This is a genomic window from Pseudomonas sp. MWU12-2020, assembly GCF_023100605.1.
Classification (GTDB): domain Bacteria; phylum Pseudomonadota; class Gammaproteobacteria; order Pseudomonadales; family Pseudomonadaceae; genus Aquipseudomonas; species Aquipseudomonas fluorescens_H.
The window spans coordinates 488,370-508,693 of the sequence record NZ_JALMEX010000001.1; the positions used below are offsets into that span (position 1 = coordinate 488,370).

Sequence of the window (20,324 nt, forward strand, 5' to 3'; positions counted from 1 at the left end):
CTACTCAATCAGTGCTTTTGGATTGAGTTCAGCCCTATATCGCATCGCTTCGGCTTCTATGCCTTCGACCGTCCATCCGAATTTTAACCATAGGGGTTCAAGGATGGCTGTTAGTGCGGCATCAGCTTCGTGGAATAGGCTTATGTCTCCGTTCAAGCTGCTTACGACTTCATCAAAACCACCGGAGTAAAGCACGTCCATATTCTTCCGAAAAAAGGTATGGGCGAGGTAGTTTCGACGAGAGTTCGATCTGCGTATAAGGTCATCAAATGCGTCAGGAACGGTGGTCACTTTTTAATGAATGCACCAATGCACCGAAGGTCTTTAAGAAATTTCCATCGAAGAATGCTTCATACTCTTCATCAGTCCATTCGGTTTTTTTTCGAGGTAGAAAATCGAGGAAAAAGAGGGCATTCACTATTCCATGTTCAAGCACCTGTGCCATGTGCATAGCTGCTCCGTAGTACGCACAGACGTCCTTGAATTGGAGGGGGCGAGAGTCAATTTCATCCATTTAGGCGCTCCTAATTTAACCGTTTCAAAAAATCGTGAGTGAACAACCCTTCATTTGTAGATACTACGAAGTATCTTTTTTCCAATAGTGGAGTTCGAACGAGTTTAGCCATCGGTTATTAATTTTCAGGTAGTCTCGGAGGGAATTCACCAGTTAACGCTATTGTTTCGAAGCATGCAATGTATGAGAGAGTCCCCACAATCGCTGAATGCAGAGCAATATTTGACTGTTGCTTAGAAGGGGTTGTCTTGTTGGGTATAGGTGCACATGAAAGAAATCTTTGAATTTTCGCTTCTAATTTTTTTGGTTCCAGGGCGTGTGCTAGCTCATTCCTTAACGAGTTTAAAGCTTCGAGCATTCCCCACACGGTGTCGGTAAGAAGTAGGCCGTTTGGATGAGAATTTCCGATTAGGGCGCGCGCAAGTTTCGCTTTCAAGAAGAATCCAATTTCAATGCCGTCAAGAGCTTCAGGAAAGCGGCATTTGGATTTTATTAAATTTTCTAGGATCTCCTCCGCCAAAAGATGCCCCTTAAGAACCACTAGGGTTGGATCATCTGACGAAGGAAGGTGAGCATCAAAACGCTTGAAACGCTCTTGGACTTCCGGTGGGAGATTTTCAGTCATCTAAATGCCTATTTTTTGTTAACGGCAAATCTTAGCTCTCTAGAAAGTTAAGAACCGAGCAGCTTAAACGTTGCCGTTTTTTACCATGGTGATGCTCAGTGTAAGCCCTCTGGGCATTTGACGTCTTTCAATTGACCGAAGCGGGCACGGTGCAACCTCTGCTGAGCGACCGCTTCTGGCCGGAAGGTGCCGCTCTAAAATGTCCGCTTCTGGCCGATCTCTAGCAGTTGCTCCCTCGTAGCGAAGGGCTGGAACCGACCATGACTATCATTGAGATAATTGACTGTTGAACTAGATGTACCAACATTTATCCAGCGTTCGGCGAGCTGTTAAGCTTTACAGCCATTGATAGGAAGCGCCGTTGACAAGCTGCTGTCGTGCTTTGTTCGATAGCCATGGGAATCCCGACGCGAGCCGAGCATCTGCAAGCGAGCAGCCATCGGCAAAGTCCTTGCTCGCAAGCCAACCTTCTCTCTCTATTGCAATACCCCAGGCACGCCGCAGTTGTTCGAGGTCATTTTTGTCGAGTGATGGTGCAGATGATATCGACTCATAAAACTCCCATGGCTGCTCCCAGCGATCAAACGCCTCTATTGCTGAAATCAACTTGCGATACGACTTCATTGTGGTACCTAAAGGTTAGAGAAGTGGGCATACGTGGAATCCTCATTGAATGACCCGCTGACGGCCATTTTCCGTCGGCCTTATCGCAAAAATTACTGTTTTGCCACTAGGCTGTGCAAGTACAGCTTTTGGCCGAAAACGGTAGGTCAGGTACGGCGGTTTCCGGCCACATAGCGGTCAGTCAGAAGTAGGAAGAATGCAGTTCAGAATCTGAAAATTCAGCTCGATAATCGCCTGCGTCAGTGCCGCTCCCTAAAACAGTGCATGCATTGACGCGCACGCCAAGTCCTCAACTGCCCTCCGCAGAATGAGCATCGGGCAATTTTTTGCTCGCAAAGAGGCCTCATCCGATGGCGGAAATATTCCCAGACAACATTAGGATCAATATTTTCTCGGAGGACTATCTCATCTACTACCGCCTGATCACCCTTCTCGTGGAAAGCCCCGATGATCGCTAGCGTTTCAATTGATGGACAGTAACCAGTAATTGAATCGCCGCATCGATTACAAACACGTTGACCATAGTCAGTAGTCATAAATTCGTTTCAGTGCCTGGAACTGGAGATGACCTTTTTACTAGACGCTGCGGGCAGTGACAACGTTCGCCCTGGGTCGATTTCGGTCGATTACGACAGACAGCTATTGGCCGAAAGCGAACCTTCGTTGAGCTCAGCATTGACGCGAAAGCTGTCAAAAAGGTGACTCACTCAAGACAACGTCATTAAAAGACAGGCAAGAGAAGTGTCGCCTACCAACTCCCATACGGAATGCCGTACTTTTCGACGTATCGTTTAGCCTTCTCACTTACCGGATAGGCATAACGACCACCGTGCTTCCCTTGTTCCGGCCCCAGAGGCTCTATCTCCCCTTGACCGCGAGAAATCTCAACAGGATTTCGACATGAATCTCTAACCCATGTTTTGAGCACGCCGCCCGGAGCGAGCCCCACGTAAAGTGACGCCATAAAGCGAGCAGTTTTCTCCGGTGTTTCCGGGCAGCGCTGGTGTGTTGACTTCACCATCAGTTGCCTGCCCTCTTCCGGAATTTCGATGAAGCCTTTGTAGGTTTTTTGCTCTGTTATGGATTGCCAGCGGACAAAGATCAGTTTTGGAAGATCGGCGCCTGTCACAGGCATCCCGCTCCCCGACACCGTCCCCCAACCACGGGCCGACTCTGTGCTGATATCGGGCTCTCCGCTGGCTGCAGTGCTCTTGCCAGCTCTAAAGAAGACTCTGTTATTGATGTCTTGGACGGAGCTGTCTTCTACCCAGACCTTCATGTAATTCGGCTGAACGAACACTAATTCCCACCATGGATATTTAGGGTCATTTTCGCCTGTTTCTGGGCCACTGCTTTGGCAGCCGGACAACAATAAAGCGCCCAGCAGTGCAATCGTTGCTTTCATTACAAATGATCCATTCAAGTATTTGTCACGACTACCAACTTCCATATGGAATGCCGTACTTGTCGATATACCGCTTAGCCTTTTCACTCACAGGATAGGCGTACCGCCCTTCGTTCTTACCTTGGCTCGGCCCCAGTGGCTCAATTTCCGCCTGTGCTCGCGCGACCTTGACTGGGTGATGACATGAGTCTCTTACCCAAACCTGCACGACACCGCCGGGAGCCAGGCCGAGATAAACCGATGCCATGAATCTTGCCTGCCGATCGGGAGTTCGCGGGCAGCGCTGATTGACGGACGTCACCATCAACTGCCTGGCCTCTTCCGGAATATCTACCCATGCTTGCCAGGTTTTCTGTTCAACGATTGATTGCCAACGGACCCAGATTCGAACGGGCAGGTCTGCTCCTATCACCCTCCTCCCGCTGCCGCCAACTCCACCTGCCCACCCCCGGGCTGATTCTGTGCCATCTTCAGGCTCTCCCCCAGCTGCGGTACCGCCACCGGTTTTGTAGAAAATCCGGTTGTTAACGTCTTGAACAGAACTGTTTTCAACCCAGACCTTCATATAGTCCGGCTCAGTAAACGCCAGCTCCCACCATTCGGACTTCGGGTCATTTTTGGCTGAGAGTGGATCAGTTTCTTGGCACCCTGAGATCAGCAAAACGCAAAGTATAGTTATGAGTTGTTTCATTGGCTTAAGAATTACCAACTCCCGTACGGTATGCCGAATTTATCGATATACCGCTTGGACTTTTCGCTGACTGGATAGGCATAGCGCCCGCCGTGCTTCCCCTGCTCCGGGCCTAGCGGTTCAAGTTCGCCCTGGGCATGAGCGACTTGGATCGGTCGATGGCATGAATCTCTGACCCATGCTTGAAGTACCCCACCCGGTGCCAGCCCCACGTAAAGCGAAGCCATGTATCGAGCGGTCCTTTCAGGAGTTTCCGGGCAACGCTGGTGCGTTGAATCCACCATCAACTGCCTCGCTGACTCTGGAATTTCAATGAAACCCTTGTAGGTTTTCTGCTCTGATATGGACTGCCAACGAACAAAGATGAGTTTGGGAAGATCGGCACCGGTTACCGGAATACCGGAACCACTGACCGTGCCCCAACCACGGGCTGACTCTGTGCCATCTTCTGGTTCACCTCCGGCGGCGGTGCTTCCGCCCACCTTGAAAAACGTTCTGTTTTTGATGTCCAGGACTGAGCTGTCTTCTACCCAAACCTTCATGTAGTCCGGCTCTACAAATCCTAACTGCCACCAAGGAGATTTGGGGTCACTTTCGCCACTTTCGGCTGCGCCCGTCTGGCAACCCGCCAACAGAAAAATGCCCAATAGAACAATCAGTGCTCTCATTACCAAAGCTTCCAATCAGGTACGTGTGGGTGTTGTACGCGAATTGCGTCTGCCGTCGGAGCGTTGATGTAAACGGCCTCGATGCCACTGCCGTCATTTCTTCCGAGGGGATGATTCCAGTTTGCAGAGGTGTGGATGTATTTCAGCTTAAGCAGTGTTTCTTCCACATCAGTGGTTTTGTAATCACCGGCAACAAAACGATCACACAAGGCTTGTAGTTCTTCCGGAACCGCGTACTCATCGCTGTCTGGCATGTCGATGAACTGGACACCCTTTTCCTTTGCCAGTTGATACATGACTCTCAAGTAAACCAGTGAAAGCTTACCGCTGACTGGCCTTTTGAGCTGCAGCGCGGCGTACACGCGTTTTTCTCTAGGAGCCAGTCGATCTTGGTTGTCCCTCGGGAGCACGAGCGCGGTGGGTGTCACAACTTCCAGAAAATGCTCAGGCCACCCTTTGGCAACCCACTGACTTTTCAGGCGTGCAGCATCCCGGTAGATCGACGTAGTCGCGACGTCAGTTTGGACAGAGACATCAAGGGCTTGCATGGGGCTGACCAGCACGCATTCCTCGACTTCATCGAGGTAGCTTCCACCGATATCCGAATGAACGCCGGGAAGGGTGTACTCCGGATGGTCGGGCTTAACACGGCTGAGCGCGAAGTTCACTCGGCACTCATCGCGAGCAACGAGATGGACAACATCTTTGAAGAACCTGCGGTCCAGGTAAAGCTTCACACCGGGAGCAATAGGACTTGTCACTTGACCAAGATTGGTGAAGCCGGCAATGGATGGCACTGTGTCGAACAGGCCTATAAATCCCATCTTGATACCGTTTCCGTACTGGCTATCAAAATTTCGGCTGAAATCTCGGGCGTAGATGTTCAGCAAATTCCCTAGTGAACCCTGCTTGCCTCGCACGATTTCATTAGAGAAGTGCCGGGCAGCTGCGGCGCCACGGCTGAAGCCAAACGTATCAAAAGTCAGAGACACTATTTCACTGCCCGAACTATCTTGCAGGGCCTCATCAATGGTTTGTTTGATTTGCGCGAAAGACGCCTGCACACGCGCTGCAACACCGGTATCACCTCGCCCCGTGCCGGCGCCCACTGTGCTGTCTTTTTTATTGCTGACGGTGCCTATTCCGTCAACATAGACAGGACGTGAAATGCATTTGAAGGCCCCTGAGCCCTCCGCTTTTTCAGTCTTTTTATACAGATCATGCAGTTTTTTAACATTCGTGAGGCCGGCGCCATAACTGCTATCCGGATCACTCATGTAAGGCATGCAACTCGCAGGAATATCCTGCGGCGCAATCGGATGCTGCGCACCACACAGCAACCCTGCTGCCGTGTTGTTCGCATTGTTACCAGTACCATCAAAGAAAACCCCAATCCTCAACGCAATGCCGATTTTCTCAGGCTCGCGTGCGGGTTCTTTCCCGTGCTTCTCATATTCCGCCCAACGCTGGGCGTGAATATCGACGGGTTTGGCTTCTTCATAGCGGTAGTTTTTCGGGGGGTTGGGAACGTAGCCACTCAATCCTTGATTCCTTGTTCTGATCCTTGAAGAACGGGCCGAAGGGTGACAGCCGAGGCGAGGGGGCGCAAGGCGTGGCTCTGTGCCAGCTCGGTTGGAATTGCTGGGTGCGACGAGGGTTTGGGCTCGTCGCACGGGTTGGTCAGTGGGCGATTTCTACGTTGTCGAGGGCCTGGTTTACGGCGAGTTCGCCGAGCATGACGACTTGGGCGATGCCCAGTGCGGTTTTGCGGTGGGAGGTGTCGAGCATGGCGGCGAAGTTGTTGAGCATTTCGCTGGCGGACCCGAGGGTTTCGCTGGCGTTGGCGAGCAGGGATTCGGTATCGCACTTCGGGTTGGCGAGGTACATGGGTTCGGGTTTGTGGGGGCTGGCCATGATTTGGCTGGCCGGGGACAGGTAATGGTCGAGGGCGCGTTCGGCGGCTTCGTGGAGTTTTTTGGAATCGAGGGATTCGTAGGGGGATGCGAGGTCGGTTTCTGGCGGGTTGGGTGTTGGTTTGATCATGGTGAAACTCCTGATTGTTCATTAGGAGCTACCGGCATCACTTGCAGATGATGGGTGGCAGCTGTGCGCGGGTCTGCAAGACCGGGAAACCAGGAACCCGGCAGACCCGAAGGTCTCCCGCACAAAGCTGCCATTTTGTAGACGCGAACGAGCGTCCATGTGGCGTGGCTATGCGACTGGTTTTCCGGCGGGCTTGCAGACCCGATCACTGATGAGCAGTGATAGGAATCAAGGTACGGAGGGCGCGCCAGACGCACAAGCCGGCGGATTCTGGCGTACTCGTAGGTAATGACGCAAGGCGTTGTAGGGCTTGGGTGGTTACGGGAGGCTTCGTTTAAACGGAGGTGATTTTTCTGTTTATTTCGGTCAGTGATTGATGGGGTGATTGGGCAGACGTCTTCGCGGGCAAGCCCGCTCCCACAGGGATTTTTGGCTGGATTGAGATTGGTGGGGGCTGGAGTGGCGTCATCGCGAGCAGGCTCACTCCTACAGAGGGAGGTGGTTCGAATCAGCGGGCATCTCGGTGAATTCGGAATACCAGGCTGGGGGCTTTGCCGGGGACATCGTCCAGTTCGCCGAAGCGGCACATGCCTATCTTTTCCAGGACGCGGATTGAGGCGGTGTGGTCAGGCCTGACCAGGCCGAATACCTCGGGCAACCCGAGATGGTCGAAGGCGTGGGTTAGCGCGGTTTGTGCGGCCTCTGTCGCATAGCCGTGACCCCACGCTTCGACGGCGAAGCGATAGCCGAGGTTGATGACCTTTTTGCCCAGGTAGTCGTGGGCGGCGATGCCGGCGAATCCGAAAATGTGCTCAGGGGCTTGTGCGCTGCTGATTGCCCACCATCCGTAGCCGTGGACTTCCCAATGTTGCAGCCAGCGATCCAGCAGTGCTTCGGCTTGTGTGATGTCGGTCATGGGGCCGGCGGGGTTGAACAGGTTGGTTTGTGGGTCGCCGAAAATCGCGAAAACGGTGGGCAGGTCTGCTTGTTGTGGGCGTCGGTAGGTCAGGCGTGTTGTGGTGTTTGGCATGCTCGAGACCTTGGTGATTCAGCAGGTTATGTAGCGGTTGGGCGGGCGCCATCGCTAGCAGGCTAGCTCCCACAGGTTCCGCGCAAGGCTCGGGAGCATGTCTGGCCGGGCTCGCGCCATCGCGGGCAAGCCCGGCTCCCACAGGGATTGGGGGATGGCTATTGTCGGTGGCGCGTCATGTTGATCAGGGCCACGCGTCTGCCACCCGGCGCCGCGCGCTCTTCGATGGAGAACGGGGTAAAGCCGAGTTTCGGGTAGAGCAGCAACCCTGCGGTGTTTTCGTTGAAGCAGGACAGCTGCACTTCCCTGGCCTGATACTTTTCAAAGCCGACCGCAGTCATGGTTTCGACAATGTAGCGAGCGACACCCTGGCCCCGGGCGTATGGCGCGACGATGACGTTGCCGATGCAGCAGACGCCGTCGTACTCGGCACGGTAGAAGTTGGCGAAGCCGACGAACTCGCCGTTGGCCAGAAAAGCCGTGGAGTCGAAGCGCTGGCTGATCGCGGTGTGCATTTGCTCTTCCGTCAGCGGGTACTGCGCTTTCGGGAACATGAAGTACAACTCTTGAACGCCCTGCGGAAAGCTGCAGATGGTTTTGACGTCGTCGGCCGTCACTGGCCGGTGGGAGAAATTCATCGCTGCCCTGCCCTCACTGTTTGCCTGCGGCCAAATGGTGCGCGACCAGCGCGTTGGCATGGCCGTGGCCCATGCCGTGTTCCTCCTTGAGCCACGCCACCAGCTCCATGTGCTTCTTGTCGGTGATGCCGGCGAGCAGGTTCAGCCAGTGATCGATGGGCTGGCCGTATTTCTTTTCGATGGAGGGGAAGTACGACGCCGGGCCTTTTACCTTGTTGTCTTCGCTCATGCTGCAAGCTCCCATGGGGCTCGACGGAGGGTCGGCGACGCTCCTTGTCGGCATGCCATAGAGTGGACGCGAGACGCTGTTCCGGCAAGTGGCGCGGCCAGCCCGTTGAGTTCACGCCGACCTGTCGGTGGGGGGATTCACTCGGGGGAAGGCTCAGTCTTTCTGCTCTCGTTAAATCGCTGCATCGGACTCTTGCCGTCCGTCCTGACGATCGGGATCGCCTGATAGCTCTTCTGGCCCGGTGGCATGATCGGGTCACCGGGAAAGCGATAATCGCTGAAGCCTTGCATCACTCTTTGATCAAGCGCGGTGTCGCCCGAGCTTTGCCGTATCGAAACCACCGGGGCCGATGCGCCCGGGGTGTACTCCAGCTGTACCTGCACTGGCTTGCTGGCAGACGTCGGATTGACGTTGTTCTCCAGAGACTTCTCTATGGCGGTGATGCGTTTCTTGAGGCCGCTTTGCACGCTGCTGACAAAGAGATTGTTGTAGCGCTGTTGCTGCTCGATCGTCAGAGGCAAGCCTTTGGCGCGTAGACGTTCGATGCCTTGCCACGCGTCATCGCCGAGATACTGCGTGGCGTTGAAGTAATGCGTCAGCGCGCCTTGCAGGTCCTGCGGGCCACCGCGCCCATCCTCCATGTATTTGGCCAGTTTGGCTTCACTGCGCTGCTGCTCGGGCTTGCTCACGGCAAGCTGGTAAAACTGCCGCGCATCGGTGTCATTGACCGGCCCGCCGATGCCTTCTTCGGCCATGCGCCCAAGTTGGCCATAGGCGCTGGCGTCTTTATCGGCCACGGCTTGATAGAGGGCCTTGGCTTTGGAAATGTCCTGGGGCACACCGCGCCCCTTCTCGTACAGGTCGCCCAGCATGATCGTACACGGCAGGTTACCGCTCTGACTGAGGTCGCGGATGTAGCTGACTTCCAGCGAGGTGATGGCTTTATCGTCCCAGTAGGCGAAGCAACGCAGAGCGGGGAAATCTGCGACCTGGGTATAAGCGCTGTTGGTTTTGCAGCCTGCGATGAGGGCGGTGAGCGCCAGTAGAGCAACAACCTTGTTCATGAACGGCATCCGTTGAAATCGTGCAGATTTCATCGGCAGGCCGGTGCAAAACCTGAAGTCCAAGCACTCGAACACGCCACAAAAAACTGTGGGAGCGAGCCTGCTCGCGAAGGCGTCGTGTCAGCCGCCATCATCACTGACTGACACACTGCCTTCGCGAGCAGGCTCGCTCCCACAGGGATTGGGGGTTGAAGGAGATCAAGGTTATTCCGTGCGCCCCGGCAACATCCGCACCAGCGTGTTATCCCGCACCCAGTAGTGGTGAAACAGCCCCGCCGCCGCGTGCAGGCCGATCAGCCAGTAGCCCGTGCTGCCCAGCGTTTCATGCCAGTATTTGAGCTGTTTGGCGAAGTCCGGGTCGATCGCCACCGGTGCCGGGACGTGAAAGCCGAAGTACGGGAACGGTTTGTCGGCGGCGGCGAGCATCAGCCAGGCGAGGATCGGCGTGGCGATCATCAGCACGTACAGCGCCAGGTGCATCAGGTGCGAGATGCCGGTCTGCCAGGCAGGCGGTTTGGGGGTGATCGGCGGGCGTGGGCTCAGGCGGCCGAGCAGGCGCACCCAGACCAGGACGAAGATGCTCGTGCCGAACAGACCGTGGAAGCCCATCAGCAGGCCGCGCGCTTCGCTGCCCTTGGGCATGAAGCCCTTGATTTCGACGCAGGCGTAGACGCCGACAAACAACGCCAGCATCAGCCAGTGCAGGGTGATTGAGAGTTTTCCATAACGGGTTACGGCGGTGTCGCGGGTCATAAGAAGCGCCTCGTGATTGTCGTGAGCGACCGCCGATTCGTTCGACAGTCTCGATCCGGTTGCAGGGCGAACCGACGGTGCCACCCTGCCCTTGCAGTCTTAAGACAATCTGAAGATTGCCCGTTTGATTAACCTTTTTTCACCTTCAGACTTCGTTAAGAAATGCCTCCGATACTCCGCTCAAACCATTGAGGGAGGCGCGCCGCCCATGCCCGATTACCACTGGAACATTCCCCTCCCTCTGCGTTTCGGTCAGGCCGACATGCCGCCGATGACCTTGACCGGCGCTTTGCCCGACGACGCGCTGCGAGAGACTTTCGAAGCCTTCATCCAGCAGCGTTTTCGCAAGGCCCATGGCGCCGACATCCGGCACTTTATGCCCGAGCTGTTCGGCATGCACAACGTCGACGGCGAACTGTGCGCGGTAGCCGGCGTGCGTCGTGCGCATCGCGAGCCACTGTTTCTCGAGCGTTACCTGGACGAGCCGATCGAACCGTTGATCAGCGCTGCGGCTGATCGCCCGGTGGATCGCGTCGCCATTGTCGAAGTCGGCAATCTTGCCGCCAGCGACACCGGCAGCGCACGCATGAGCATCATCGCCATCACCTATCTGCTGGCCATGGGCGGCCTGGAATGGGTGACGTTCACCGGCAACATCGGGCTGGTCAACAGCTTCCATCGGCTCGGTCTGAAGCCAGTGACATTATGCGCCGCCGACCCGGAACGCCTGGGTGACGAGCGTCAACACTGGGGCAGTTATTACGAAAGCAAGCCTTGGGTGCACGTCGGCAACATCCGCGCCGGCTTCATCCATTTGCGCAATATCGGCCTGTTCACTCGATTGGGACTGCCGACCTCGATTGAAGGAGCCTGCCATGTCGCTTGAATTGCAACGCTTCCAGGAAACCCTGCGCGACCATGCCCGGCGCAATGACAACAGCACTGCCCTGTGGGGCGATACGCTGAAACTCGATTACGCCACTGTGTATGCCGAGGTGCTGTATCGCCAGGAGCGCCTGCGCGATGAACGGGCGCAGGTAATCGCCCTGGCGCTGGATAACGGCGTCGATGCGATGCTGTGGGATCTGGCCGTGTTGTTCGAGGGCCTGACCTGCGTGACGCTGCCGCCATTCTTCAGCCCGGCGCAACGCGCTCATTGTCTGGAGCAAAGCCAGGCCGAACGGGTGATTGTCGAACCGGAGCTGGACGCCGAACTGCTCGCCGCCGGTTATGAAAAGCGCGGTGAGTTCTGGTGCCGCACGTTCAGCGGCCCGAGTCGCCTGCCGGCCGGCACCGCCAAACTGACCTTCACCTCCGGCACCACCGGCACACCGAAAGGCGTGTGCCTGAGTGCCGACAGTCTGCTGCGTGTGGCGCGGGAGCTGGATCAAGCGAGCAAATCCACCGATCCGCAGCATCATCTGGCGTTGTTGCCGCTGGCGATTCTGCTGGAAAACCTCGGCTGTTACGCCGCGCTGTATGCCGGTGCGATGCTGAGTTTGCCGAGCCAGAAAACCCTGGGTATCCAAGGCGCCAGCGGCGTCGATGTACCGCACCTGTTGGGCTATCTGGCCAGGCGTGCGCCGGAGAGTCTGATTCTGGTGCCGCAGCTGTTGCTGATGCTGGTCAGCGCTGCCGAACAGAAAGCCTTCGATCCACAAAAACTGCGTTTCGCCGCCGTCGGTGGTGCACGGGTCTCGGAGGATTTGCTGCACCGCGCGCATCGTGTCGGCCTGCCGGTTTTCGAAGGTTATGGCTTGTCCGAGTGCGCCTCGGTGGTGTGCCTCAATCGCCCCGGCGCGCGGCGTCCGGGCAGCGTCGGTCAGCCGCTGCCGCACGTTGAAGTGCGCTTGGCTGAAGACGGCGAGGTGCTGATCAAGGGCTCGGCACTGCTCGGTTATCTGGGGGACGCGCCATACGCCGATGAGTGGTGGCCGAGCGGCGATCTGGGCGAATTCGACCCCGAAGGTTTCCTCTACCTCAAGGGCCGCAAGAAACACCAGTTCGTCACCAGTTTCGGACGCAACGTCAACCCGGAATGGGTCGAGTCCGAACTGACCCAGCGCCGCCATATCGCCCAGGCCTTCGTCTACGGCGAGGCCCTGCCGCACAACCATGCCTTGCTCTGGCCGCACCGTACCGATTGCAGCGACGCGGAGCTGGCCGCAGCGGTCGCTGAGGCTAACGAAGCCTTGCCCGATTACGCCCAGGTGCATCGCTGGACGCGCCTGCCGCACCCCTTCACTGCCGCCAATGGCCTGCTGACCGCCAATGGCCGCCCGCGCCGCGAAGCGATCGTCGCGCAGTACCACGCCCAATTGACTGAATCCGCTGTTTCCGAGGAGTCCGCATCATGAGTTTTTTCGACACCCTGCAAGAAGCCACGCATCAAGAACGCCACGAGCTGTTCAACCTGCCGATTATCCTCGACGCCTTGCAAGGCAAGGTCAGCCTGGAAAGCTATCGGGCATTTCTGGCGCAGGCGTATTACCACGTGCGCCACACCGTGCCGTTGATGATGGCCTGCGGCGCGCGCCTGCCGACGCGGCTGGAATGGCTGCGCAAAGCCGTGTGCGAGTACATCGAGGACGAATACGGCCACGAACAGTGGGTGCTCAACGATATCGCCGCGTGTGGCGGTGATCGCGATGCGGTGCGCGACGGTCAGCCGTCGTTGCCGATCGAACTGATGGTCAGCTTCCTTTACGACCTGATCGCCCGGGGTAATCCGGTGGGCCTGTTCGGCATGGTCAATGTGCTTGAAGGCACCAGCATCGCCCTGGCTACCCACGCAGCGGGCAGCATTCGCGAGCGTCTGGCACTGTCGGACACCGCGTTCAGCTACCTGAATTCGCACGGCTCGCTGGACATCGAGCACATGCAGACCTACCGCCGCCTGATGAATCAGTTGGAAGATCCAGACGATCAAGCCGCGGTGATCCACGCCTCGAAAGTCGTCTATCGCTTGTACACCGATATGTTCCGTGGCCTGCCGCGTGACGCGGAGGCTCAACATGCAGCTGCATGATGCGCGGGTGGTGTTGACCGGTGCCAGTGGCGGCATCGGCATGGCCATCGCCGAGGCGTTGTGTGCCGCCGGCGCCCAGGTGCTGGCGGTGGCTCGACATGAGCAGGCGCTGGCGCCGTTGCTTGAGCGCTACCCGAACTCGCTGTGTTGGGTCGCCGCCGACCTGACCTTCCTCAGCGACCGACGCAAAGTGCTGGCCGCCGCCGAAGCCATCGGCGGCATCAACCTGCTGATCAACGCTGCCGGGGTCAACCACTTCGCCATGCTTGAACAGCTCGACGACAGCGACATCAACGCGATGCTCGCGGTGAACATCAGCGCACCGATCTGCCTGACCAAACTGCTGCTGCCCCTGCTCAAAGAGGCTGACAGCGCGATGGTGGTCAACGTCGGTTCCACCTATGGCTCGATCGGCTACGCCGGTTACGCCAGTTATTGCGCGACCAAGTTTGCCCTGCGCGGATTTTCCGAAGCGCTGCGCCGCGAGCTGGCCGACACTCGGGTCAACGTGCTGTATGTCGCGCCCCGGGCCACCCGCACTTCGATGAACAGCGCGGCGGCGCAAGCGTTGAACGATGCGCTCAAGTCCAACGTCGATGACCCGCAGACCGTTGCCTCGGCGGTGATCCACGCGATTGCCGGCGACCGCCGTGACCTGTATCTGGGCTGGCCTGAGCGCTTTTTCGTACGCCTCAATAACCTGCTGCCGCAGTTGGTGGATCGAGGCCTGCGCAAGCAGTTGCCGCTGATTCGCCGCCTCAGTGAAAAACCTGACAACGAGGCACCAAAACCATGAAAAGAATTTCCGTATGCCTGTTGCTCGCCGCCCTCAGTCAAAGCGTCTGGGCGCTGGAGCCTGCCGATCAGCAACGCCTCAACGGCATCCAGCAGAGCTGGGCGCACATCCAATATGAAGTGGCGGAAAAGCAACGCGCCGCTGCGTTCGAGCAATTGTCGTCAGAAGCCACTGCTTTTACCACCCAGCGTCCGGCAGTGGCCGAAGCGTGGATCTGGAAAGGCATCGTCACCAGCAGTTGGGCCGGCGCTCAGGGCGGACTCGGTGCCTTGGGCAAGGCCAAGGACGCCAAGGCCGATCTGGAAAAAGCCCTGACACTCGACCCCAAAGCCCTGCAAGGTTCGGCCTACACCAGCCTCGCCGCGCTATATGATCGCGTCCCGGGCTGGCCGATCGGTTTCGGCGACAGCGACAAGGCCGAGCAACTGCTCAAGCAAGCGCTGCAACTGAATCCGGAGGGCATCGACAGTCTGTACTTCTGGGGCGATCACCTCTACCGTCAGAAGCGCTACGCTGAAGCCAGGGCCGCGCTGCTCAAGGCCCAGCAGGCCGCCCCGCGCCCGGGCCGGGAAACCGCCGATGCCGGCCGGCGCAAAGAGATCGCCGCCCTGCTGGTGGACGTGAACCAGAAACTCGACTGACAGGAGTCCGTGTGCGTTTATTACTGATTGAGGATGACGTAGCCCTCGGTGAAGGCATTCATCAGGCATTGGGGCGCGAGGGCTACACCGTCGATTGGTTGAAGGACGGCAGCAGCGCGTTGCATGCGCTGCTCAGTGAAACCTTTGACGTTGCCGTACTCGATCTGGGCCTGCCGCGCATGGACGGCCTCGAAGTGCTGCGCCGTCTGCGCGACAGCGGTTCGAACCTGCCGGTGCTGATTCTTACCGCGCGCGATGCCACCGAAGACCGCATCGCCGGGCTGGACGCCGGCGCCGACGATTATCTGGTCAAACCCTTCGACCTCGCCGAACTCAAGGCACGCCTGCGTGCCTTGTTGCGGCGCAGTGCCGGGCGCGCCCAGGCGCTGATCGAACACGCCGGGATCAGCCTCAACCCCGGCACCCAGCAGGTCAGCTATCAGGGTCAGCCCGTCGCGCTGACGCCCAAGGAATATCAGTTGCTGCACGAACTGCTTTCGCCACCGGGGCGGGTGATGACACGCGACCAACTGCTCCAGTTACTGTATGGCTGGAACGAAGAAGCCGAGAGCAACACCCTGGAAGTGCACATCCATCACCTGCGCAAGAAATTCTCCACCGACCTGATCCGCACCATTCGCGGTGTGGGGTATCTGGTGGAGGAGCGTCGATGACCTCGATTCGTCGCCGCACACTGACGCTGATCATCGGTCTGTTGCTCGCTGGTCTTGCGGTGCTCAGCGTGTTCAACCTGCACGACAGCAACCACGAAATCGCCGAAGTCTACGACGCGCAACTGGCGCAAAACGCGCGCCTGTTGCAGGGTGTGATGCGCATGCCGCTGGCGAGCAAGGATCACTCGCAGCTGTATCAGGCGTTCAATCAGGCACTCAGCGAAGCCAAACCGCATGTCGACGGCCACCCTTACGAAAGCAAGATCGCCTTCCAGGTGTGGAACCCGAACAACGAAGTGCTGGTGCACACCGCCAGTGCCCCGTCGTTCACCGCACCGCCGACGCAACCGGGCTTCAGTGATGTGGTGGATTTGAATGGTCGCCACTGGCGCGCCTTCATGCTCGACGATCCGCAGAACGATCTGCGCATCTGGGTCGGCGAGCGCGATGATGTGCGCACCGATCTGGTCGACCGCATCGTGCGCCACACGCTGTGGCCGAACGTGCTGGGCAGTCTGATTCTCGCGGCGATGGTCTGGCTGGCCATCGGCTGGGGCCTCAAGCCGCTGGCGAACATGGCCGCGACCCTGCGTGCCCGACACAGTGGCTCGCTGGAGCCGTTGCAACTGACGCCGCTGCCCAGCGAACTGGAACCGATGCAGGCGGCGCTCAACCGCATGCTGGCGCAGATTCAGGAAGTGCTTGGCCGCGAACGACGGTTTATCGCCGACGCTGCCCACGAGATGCGCACGCCACTGGCGGTGCTGCGGGTGCATGCACAAAACCTGCTGGAGGCCGGTACCGAACAGGAGCGTCGCGACTCGTTGCAGTTCCTGATTTCCGGCGTCGACCGCACCAGCCGCCTGGTCAACCAGTTACTGACCATGGCCCGCCTCGAACCGAAATCCAACCCGCCGCCGCTGCAACGCATCGACCTCAGCGAAACCGTGCGCAACAGCCTCGTGCAACTGACGCCGTGGCTGTTGAGCAAACACCTGGAACTGGCCTTCGAGGACGGCGACCAACCGTTCCACGTCATGGCCAGTACCGCCGCCATCGACATCGCCCTCGGCAACCTGATCACCAACGCTGCCAACTTCTCGCCGGAGCACGGCGTAATCACGGTCAAGCTGAGACAAGCCGAGGGCTGGTGCCTGCTGAGCGTCGAAGACCAAGGGCCGGGGATTGACGAGGCAGATCGGGCGCGCCTGTTCGAACGTTTTTACAGCCGTGGCAACACGCAAGGTGCAGGCCTGGGGCTGACCATCGTCAACACCATCGCATTGCGCCTGGGCGGACGGATCACCTTGGTCAACCGGCCAGAGGGAGGCTTGCGCGCCACCTTGTCGATGCCTCTTAGCTCAGGGGTGCAGCAACGCAGCGGCGGATGAAACCACCAGCAACACCGCCAGAATCCGGTTCAGCCAGCGCAACTGCGCCGGATTGCTCAGCCAGCGCGCCGCCCCACGCCCCAACAACGCCCAGACGCCGAGGCACGGCAACGACACCAGAAAGAACGCCAGACACAGCGCATTCAACCCCTGCCCCTGCGCGGTAAACACGCTGATCACGGCAATCGCCATCATCCACGACTTGGGGTTCACCCACTGCAAGAAGGCTGCGCCGATCAAACCCAGTTCAGTCTTGGTTTCCCCCGCTTCCGGGTCGATGGCGGTAACGGGGGCAGTGAAGATCTGCCACGCCAGCCACAGCATCCAGCCCATCCCCAGCGCACTGATCACCGGGCGCACGCCGGGCAGCATCAGCGTACTGGCGCCAGCGCCGGCCACCCAAACCAAAGACGCAGCGCCCGCCCCCGCGCCGAGAATGATCGGCAGACACGGCCGCCAGCCGCGTCGGGCGCTGGTGCTGAGGACGATGAGGTTGGTCGGCCCCGGGGTGATCGAGGCAACGAAGGCAAAGAGGATGAACGCAAGCATGGCACGGCCCTGTAGAAAGTCAGGGCCCACTGTGATGGTTGAGCAAGGTGACGGTCTTGAACGTTTGTTCAGCGTCGAAAGGTACCAATGGCGCGTTGCTGATAGGCGCCCGGTGTGATGCCGTAGGCACGCACGAACCAGCGGCCGAGATGGCTTTGATCGGCGAATCCGAGGCGGCCGGCAACTTCCACTGGCTGCATGCCGGCGGCAAGCATCTGCCGGCCACGGCTCAGACGCAGCTGGATCAGCCACGCGTGTGGCGCGAGTCCATAGGCTGCCTTGAACGCGCGGGTCAGGCGAAAGCGGTCGGTGCCACAGACGTCGGCCAGGGTTTGCAGGCTGATGTCCTGTTCGTGATAGGCCATCAGGTAGTCACGGGCCTGACGGGCGATCAACGGTGCGCGGTTGGCAGCGCTCGGTTGCGGTCGCCGGTACAGATGAATCGCCAGTCGTTCGAGCAAGGCATCCAGCGCCACGTCGCGCACCATGCGTACGTCCTGCTGATGCAGCGCATTGAACGCAAACAAGGTGGCCCGGGCCAGTTCGGGATCATCGTTGAGCACACTGTCGATCCCCGGCAAGCCACTGCCATAACTGCCCAGATGCACACCATCCAGCGCCTGCTCCAACCATGCCGGTTGCAGATAGAGCATGCGATAGGTGAAGCCGTCCGGGCTCGGCGCATCGCCGTCATGGATGTCGCCGGGCTCCAACATGAAAACCTTGCCCGGCGTGCTGTCATGCCGCGCCCGACGGCTGTTGAAGCGCTGCACGCCCTGCTCGGTGAAGCCGATCAAATACGTTTCATGCCAGTGCGGATCGTAGGCGTGCGCGTGCCCGGCGAAATGCGCGTGCAGGGTTTCGATGCCGGTTTCCCGGTCGCGGGCAAGGTCGATCCAGTTGCTCATGGCGTGCGTACAGTGGTGGGCTGGGGCCAGTAATCCACAATTGGCGGGTTGAGGCTAGAAGGTTTGTGCATTTCAGATCGAGCGCTGATTGACCCGCGCCATCAGTTGCTCGGCGCTTTCCTTGCGTTCGGAATAGCGATCCACAAGAAATTCCTGGCGGTCGCGCAGCAGCACGGTGAACTTCACCAGCTCTTCCATTACATCGACCACGCGATCATAGAACGGCGAAGGTTTCATGCGCCCCGCCTCGTCGAATTCCGCGAAAGCCTTGGGCACCGAAGACTGATTGGGGATGGTGAACATGCGCATCCAGCGCCCCAGCACGCGCAGTTGATTGACCACGTTGAACGACTGCGAACCGCCGCAGACCTGCATCACCGCGAGGGTTTTGCCCTGGGTCGGACGCACCGCACCGAGCTCCAGCGGAATCCAGTCGATCTGCGCCTTGAACACCGCAGACATCGCGCCGTGGCGTTCCGGCGAACACCAGACCTGACCTTCCGACCACAGCACCAGCTCGCGCAGTTCCTGGACTTTGGGATGGTCGACCGGGGCGTCATCCGGCAATGGCAAACCGGACGGATTGAAGATGCGCGTTTCGGCGCCGAAGTGCTCCAGCAAGCGTGCGGCCTCCTCCACCAGCAGACGGCTGAAGGAGCGTTCGCGGGTCGAGCCGTAGAGCAGCAGGATGCGCGGTTGATGTTCGTGCGAAGGTGATGTGATCCGGCCTTCGAACAGGCTGTGATCAAGATTGGGCAGATGCTCTGACATATGTCCTCCGGCTCAGAGGGAGCCAATGCGATCAAGTTCGCGCTGAAGCTCAACGCGGCTGAGTGTTTTGAAAGGAAGACCGAGGAACGTTGCGCAGCGGCGCTCGATGATCGCCACGGTGGCACGGAACGCTTCATCCACTGTCGCCTCATCACCGATCACATCGGATGGATCTTCCAGCCCCCAATGGCATTTGATCGCCGGCCCGAAGTACACCGGGCAGGTTTCGCCCGCCGCCTTGTCGCAGACGGTGATGACGATGTCCGGCGGGTTGCCTTCGAAGGCGTCGTTGCCCTTGCTGTACAAACCGTCGATTGAGATACCAGCCTGTTGCAAAGTCGCCAGGCTGCGTGGCAACACCTGGCCCTTGGGAAAACTGCCGGCGCTTACCGCCTCGAAGCCCTCCCGCGCCAGATGATTGAACACGGCCTCGGAAAGGATGCTGCGGCAACTGTTGGCCGTGCACATGAACAGGACACGCATGGATAGCTCCGGGAATATTTGAAGTTCAGCAGCACGCGGTTTCGCGGGCAGGACGACCATCCATGTTGTGCAGGCGACAGGCATTGTCCTTGAGCCAATCGGTGTTGGCCGTGGCCGTGACCTTGAGGATCTGCCGAACCCAATCCGGCAGATCCGGGTTGAGCCGGTAATAGACCCACTGGCCCTGACGGCGATCAAGCAACAACCCATTGCTGCGCAGTTGCGCGAGGTGGCGGCTGATTTTCGGCTGGCTGTCGTCGAGGGCGCACATCAGCTCGCAGACACACAGCTCACCCTGCTCGGCAATCAGCAAGGTGGCGCGGACACGGGTTTCATCGGCCAGGCTTTTGAACAGTTCGGTGGGGGTGAGCATGGGGGTGGGCTCGAACATATGGAAAACCGAATATACGGATATCCATATATTATTCAACCCCGGATTCAAGCCACATCGCAGAACCCCTGTGGGAGCGGGCTTGCTCGCGAAGGCGTAGTGTCAGTCGATACCTATGCCACAGACATACCGCTTTCGCGAGCAAGCCCGCTCCCACAGGGGGGATTTGTGTGGGCTGGACTATCCGCGCAACAGCCCCTGCTCCGCTTCGCACAACCCCACCACATAATCCCAGACCACCCGCAGCCGCACCGACTTGTGCAGCTCGCGCCGGGTACTGATCCAGTAACTTCGCTCGATGCTGCCATCCGGCAACAACCGCAGCCCCCTGTGGGAGCGGGCTTGCTCGCGAAGACGTAGTGTCAGTCGATTCCTATGTCACAGACATACCGCTTTCGCGAGCAAGCC

26 protein-coding genes and 1 pseudogene are annotated in these 20,324 nt (G+C 58.6%); 7 read left to right on the forward strand and 20 right to left on the reverse strand.

Features of this window, described 5'->3' with window-relative positions; translation table 11 throughout:
• From M0814_RS02300 to M0814_RS02365, 14 genes are all read right to left on the reverse strand, one after another.
• The gene (locus M0814_RS02300) at nucleotides 1-201 is read right to left on the reverse strand and encodes a hypothetical protein (protein WP_103484207.1); all 201 of its coding nucleotides are present in this window, start codon (nucleotides 199-201) and stop codon (nucleotides 1-3) included.
• A 73-nt stretch (nucleotides 202-274) separates the two neighbouring features.
• On the reverse strand, nucleotides 275-514 hold the full coding sequence (locus tag M0814_RS02305; protein WP_103484208.1) for a hypothetical protein: 240 nt from the start codon (nucleotides 512-514) through the stop codon (nucleotides 275-277).
• Nucleotides 515-632: 118 nt separating this feature from the next.
• On the reverse strand, nucleotides 633-1,139 hold the full coding sequence (locus M0814_RS02310) for a hypothetical protein (protein WP_146774692.1): 507 nt from the start codon (nucleotides 1,137-1,139) through the stop codon (nucleotides 633-635).
• 336 nt (nucleotides 1,140-1,475) lie between these two features.
• Nucleotides 1,476-1,763, reverse strand: coding sequence for a hypothetical protein (locus M0814_RS02315; protein ID WP_146774691.1), 288 nt, complete (start codon nucleotides 1,761-1,763; stop codon nucleotides 1,476-1,478).
• Between the two features lie 748 nt (nucleotides 1,764-2,511).
• Nucleotides 2,512-3,168, reverse strand: coding sequence for a DUF2931 family protein (locus tag M0814_RS02320; RefSeq protein WP_103484209.1), 657 nt, complete (start codon nucleotides 3,166-3,168; stop codon nucleotides 2,512-2,514).
• Nucleotides 3,169-3,199: 31 nt separating this feature from the next.
• Nucleotides 3,200-3,859: a DUF2931 family protein gene (locus tag M0814_RS02325; protein ID WP_103484210.1), complete on the reverse strand. Its 660-nt coding sequence runs from the start codon at nucleotides 3,857-3,859 to the stop codon at nucleotides 3,200-3,202.
• Nucleotides 3,860-3,870: 11 nt separating this feature from the next.
• The gene (locus M0814_RS02330) at nucleotides 3,871-4,527 is read right to left on the reverse strand and encodes a DUF2931 family protein (protein ID WP_103484211.1); all 657 of its coding nucleotides are present in this window, start codon (nucleotides 4,525-4,527) and stop codon (nucleotides 3,871-3,873) included.
• Nucleotides 4,527-6,068, reverse strand: coding sequence for a DUF2235 domain-containing protein (locus tag M0814_RS02335; protein ID WP_103484212.1), 1,542 nt, complete (start codon nucleotides 6,066-6,068; stop codon nucleotides 4,527-4,529). Before M0814_RS02335 ends, M0814_RS02330 begins: the two co-directional genes overlap by 1 nt.
• Nucleotides 6,069-6,207: 139 nt before the next feature.
• On the reverse strand, nucleotides 6,208-6,570 hold the full coding sequence (locus M0814_RS02340) for a DUF6124 family protein (protein ID WP_098964401.1): 363 nt from the start codon (nucleotides 6,568-6,570) through the stop codon (nucleotides 6,208-6,210).
• A gap of 508 nt (nucleotides 6,571-7,078) precedes the next feature.
• Nucleotides 7,079-7,600 (reverse strand): GNAT family N-acetyltransferase, encoded by a 522-nt coding sequence (locus M0814_RS02345; protein WP_103484213.1) that lies wholly within the window; start codon nucleotides 7,598-7,600, stop codon nucleotides 7,079-7,081.
• A gap of 158 nt (nucleotides 7,601-7,758) precedes the next feature.
• Entirely contained in the window at nucleotides 7,759-8,238 is a 480-nt protein-coding gene (locus tag M0814_RS02350) for a GNAT family protein (RefSeq protein WP_103484214.1), read from the reverse strand.
• 13 nt (nucleotides 8,239-8,251) lie between these two features.
• Nucleotides 8,252-8,467 (reverse strand): DUF4287 domain-containing protein, encoded by a 216-nt coding sequence (locus M0814_RS02355; RefSeq protein ID WP_103484215.1) that lies wholly within the window; start codon nucleotides 8,465-8,467, stop codon nucleotides 8,252-8,254.
• Nucleotides 8,468-8,604: 137 nt separating this feature from the next.
• Complete coding sequence (locus tag M0814_RS02360; protein WP_103484234.1) at nucleotides 8,605-9,531, reverse strand: SEL1-like repeat protein; 927 nt, start codon at nucleotides 9,529-9,531, stop codon at nucleotides 8,605-8,607.
• A gap of 204 nt (nucleotides 9,532-9,735) precedes the next feature.
• Nucleotides 9,736-10,284, reverse strand: a complete 549-nt coding sequence (locus M0814_RS02365; protein WP_103484216.1) for a cytochrome b — start codon at nucleotides 10,282-10,284, stop codon at nucleotides 9,736-9,738.
• 208 nt (nucleotides 10,285-10,492) lie between these two features.
• Here M0814_RS02365 and M0814_RS02370 point away from each other — a divergent pair, with 208 nt between their 5' ends.
• From M0814_RS02370 to M0814_RS02400, 7 genes are read left to right on the forward strand one after another with little or no spacing between them, the layout of a single operon-like run.
• A complete protein-coding gene (locus M0814_RS02370; RefSeq protein ID WP_103484217.1) occupies nucleotides 10,493-11,170 on the forward strand; it encodes a thermostable hemolysin in 678 nt (225 codons plus the stop codon).
• Complete coding sequence (locus tag M0814_RS02375; RefSeq protein WP_103484218.1) at nucleotides 11,160-12,641, forward strand: AMP-binding protein; 1,482 nt, start codon at nucleotides 11,160-11,162, stop codon at nucleotides 12,639-12,641. The genes M0814_RS02370 and M0814_RS02375 overlap by 11 nt, the downstream gene beginning before the upstream one ends.
• The gene (locus tag M0814_RS02380; protein ID WP_103484219.1) at nucleotides 12,638-13,312 is read left to right on the forward strand and encodes an iron-containing redox enzyme family protein; all 675 of its coding nucleotides are present in this window, start codon (nucleotides 12,638-12,640) and stop codon (nucleotides 13,310-13,312) included. Before M0814_RS02375 ends, M0814_RS02380 begins: the two co-directional genes overlap by 4 nt.
• Complete coding sequence (locus M0814_RS02385; RefSeq protein ID WP_103484220.1) at nucleotides 13,299-14,108, forward strand: SDR family oxidoreductase; 810 nt, start codon at nucleotides 13,299-13,301, stop codon at nucleotides 14,106-14,108. The genes M0814_RS02380 and M0814_RS02385 overlap by 14 nt, the downstream gene beginning before the upstream one ends.
• Nucleotides 14,105-14,749, forward strand: a complete 645-nt coding sequence (locus M0814_RS02390; RefSeq protein WP_103484221.1) for a tetratricopeptide repeat protein — start codon at nucleotides 14,105-14,107, stop codon at nucleotides 14,747-14,749. The genes M0814_RS02385 and M0814_RS02390 overlap by 4 nt, the downstream gene beginning before the upstream one ends.
• An 11-nt stretch (nucleotides 14,750-14,760) precedes the next feature.
• A complete protein-coding gene (locus M0814_RS02395; RefSeq protein WP_103484222.1) occupies nucleotides 14,761-15,423 on the forward strand; it encodes a response regulator in 663 nt (220 codons plus the stop codon).
• The gene (locus M0814_RS02400) at nucleotides 15,420-16,814 is read left to right on the forward strand and encodes an ATP-binding protein (RefSeq protein WP_103484223.1); all 1,395 of its coding nucleotides are present in this window, start codon (nucleotides 15,420-15,422) and stop codon (nucleotides 16,812-16,814) included. The genes M0814_RS02395 and M0814_RS02400 overlap by 4 nt, the downstream gene beginning before the upstream one ends.
• Here M0814_RS02400 and M0814_RS02405 read toward each other — a convergent pair.
• The 6 genes and pseudogenes from M0814_RS02405 to M0814_RS02430 form a co-directional block, all read right to left on the reverse strand.
• Entirely contained in the window at nucleotides 16,785-17,363 is a 579-nt protein-coding gene (locus M0814_RS02405) for a LysE family translocator (RefSeq protein ID WP_103484224.1), read from the reverse strand. The two genes, M0814_RS02400 and M0814_RS02405, sit on opposite strands and share 30 nt — an antisense overlap.
• Before the next feature lie 68 nt (nucleotides 17,364-17,431).
• A complete protein-coding gene (locus tag M0814_RS02410; protein WP_103484225.1) occupies nucleotides 17,432-18,271 on the reverse strand; it encodes an AraC family transcriptional regulator in 840 nt (279 codons plus the stop codon).
• Between the two features lie 72 nt (nucleotides 18,272-18,343).
• Nucleotides 18,344-19,042 (reverse strand): arsenical resistance protein ArsH, encoded by a 699-nt coding sequence (arsH, locus tag M0814_RS02415; RefSeq protein ID WP_103484226.1) that lies wholly within the window; start codon nucleotides 19,040-19,042, stop codon nucleotides 18,344-18,346.
• Nucleotides 19,043-19,054: 12 nt separating this feature from the next.
• Nucleotides 19,055-19,525 carry an arsenate reductase ArsC gene (locus tag M0814_RS02420; RefSeq protein ID WP_103484227.1) on the reverse strand — a complete coding sequence of 157 codons (471 nt, stop codon included), beginning with the start codon at nucleotides 19,523-19,525 and terminating at the stop codon, nucleotides 19,055-19,057.
• Between the two features lie 25 nt (nucleotides 19,526-19,550).
• Nucleotides 19,551-19,898: a metalloregulator ArsR/SmtB family transcription factor gene (locus tag M0814_RS02425; RefSeq protein ID WP_103484235.1), complete on the reverse strand. Its 348-nt coding sequence runs from the start codon at nucleotides 19,896-19,898 to the stop codon at nucleotides 19,551-19,553.
• Between the two features lie 198 nt (nucleotides 19,899-20,096).
• A pseudogene (locus tag M0814_RS02430) lies at nucleotides 20,097-20,234 on the reverse strand (LysR family transcriptional regulator); the annotation flags it as partial.
• Between the last annotated feature and the right edge of the window lie 90 nt (nucleotides 20,235-20,324).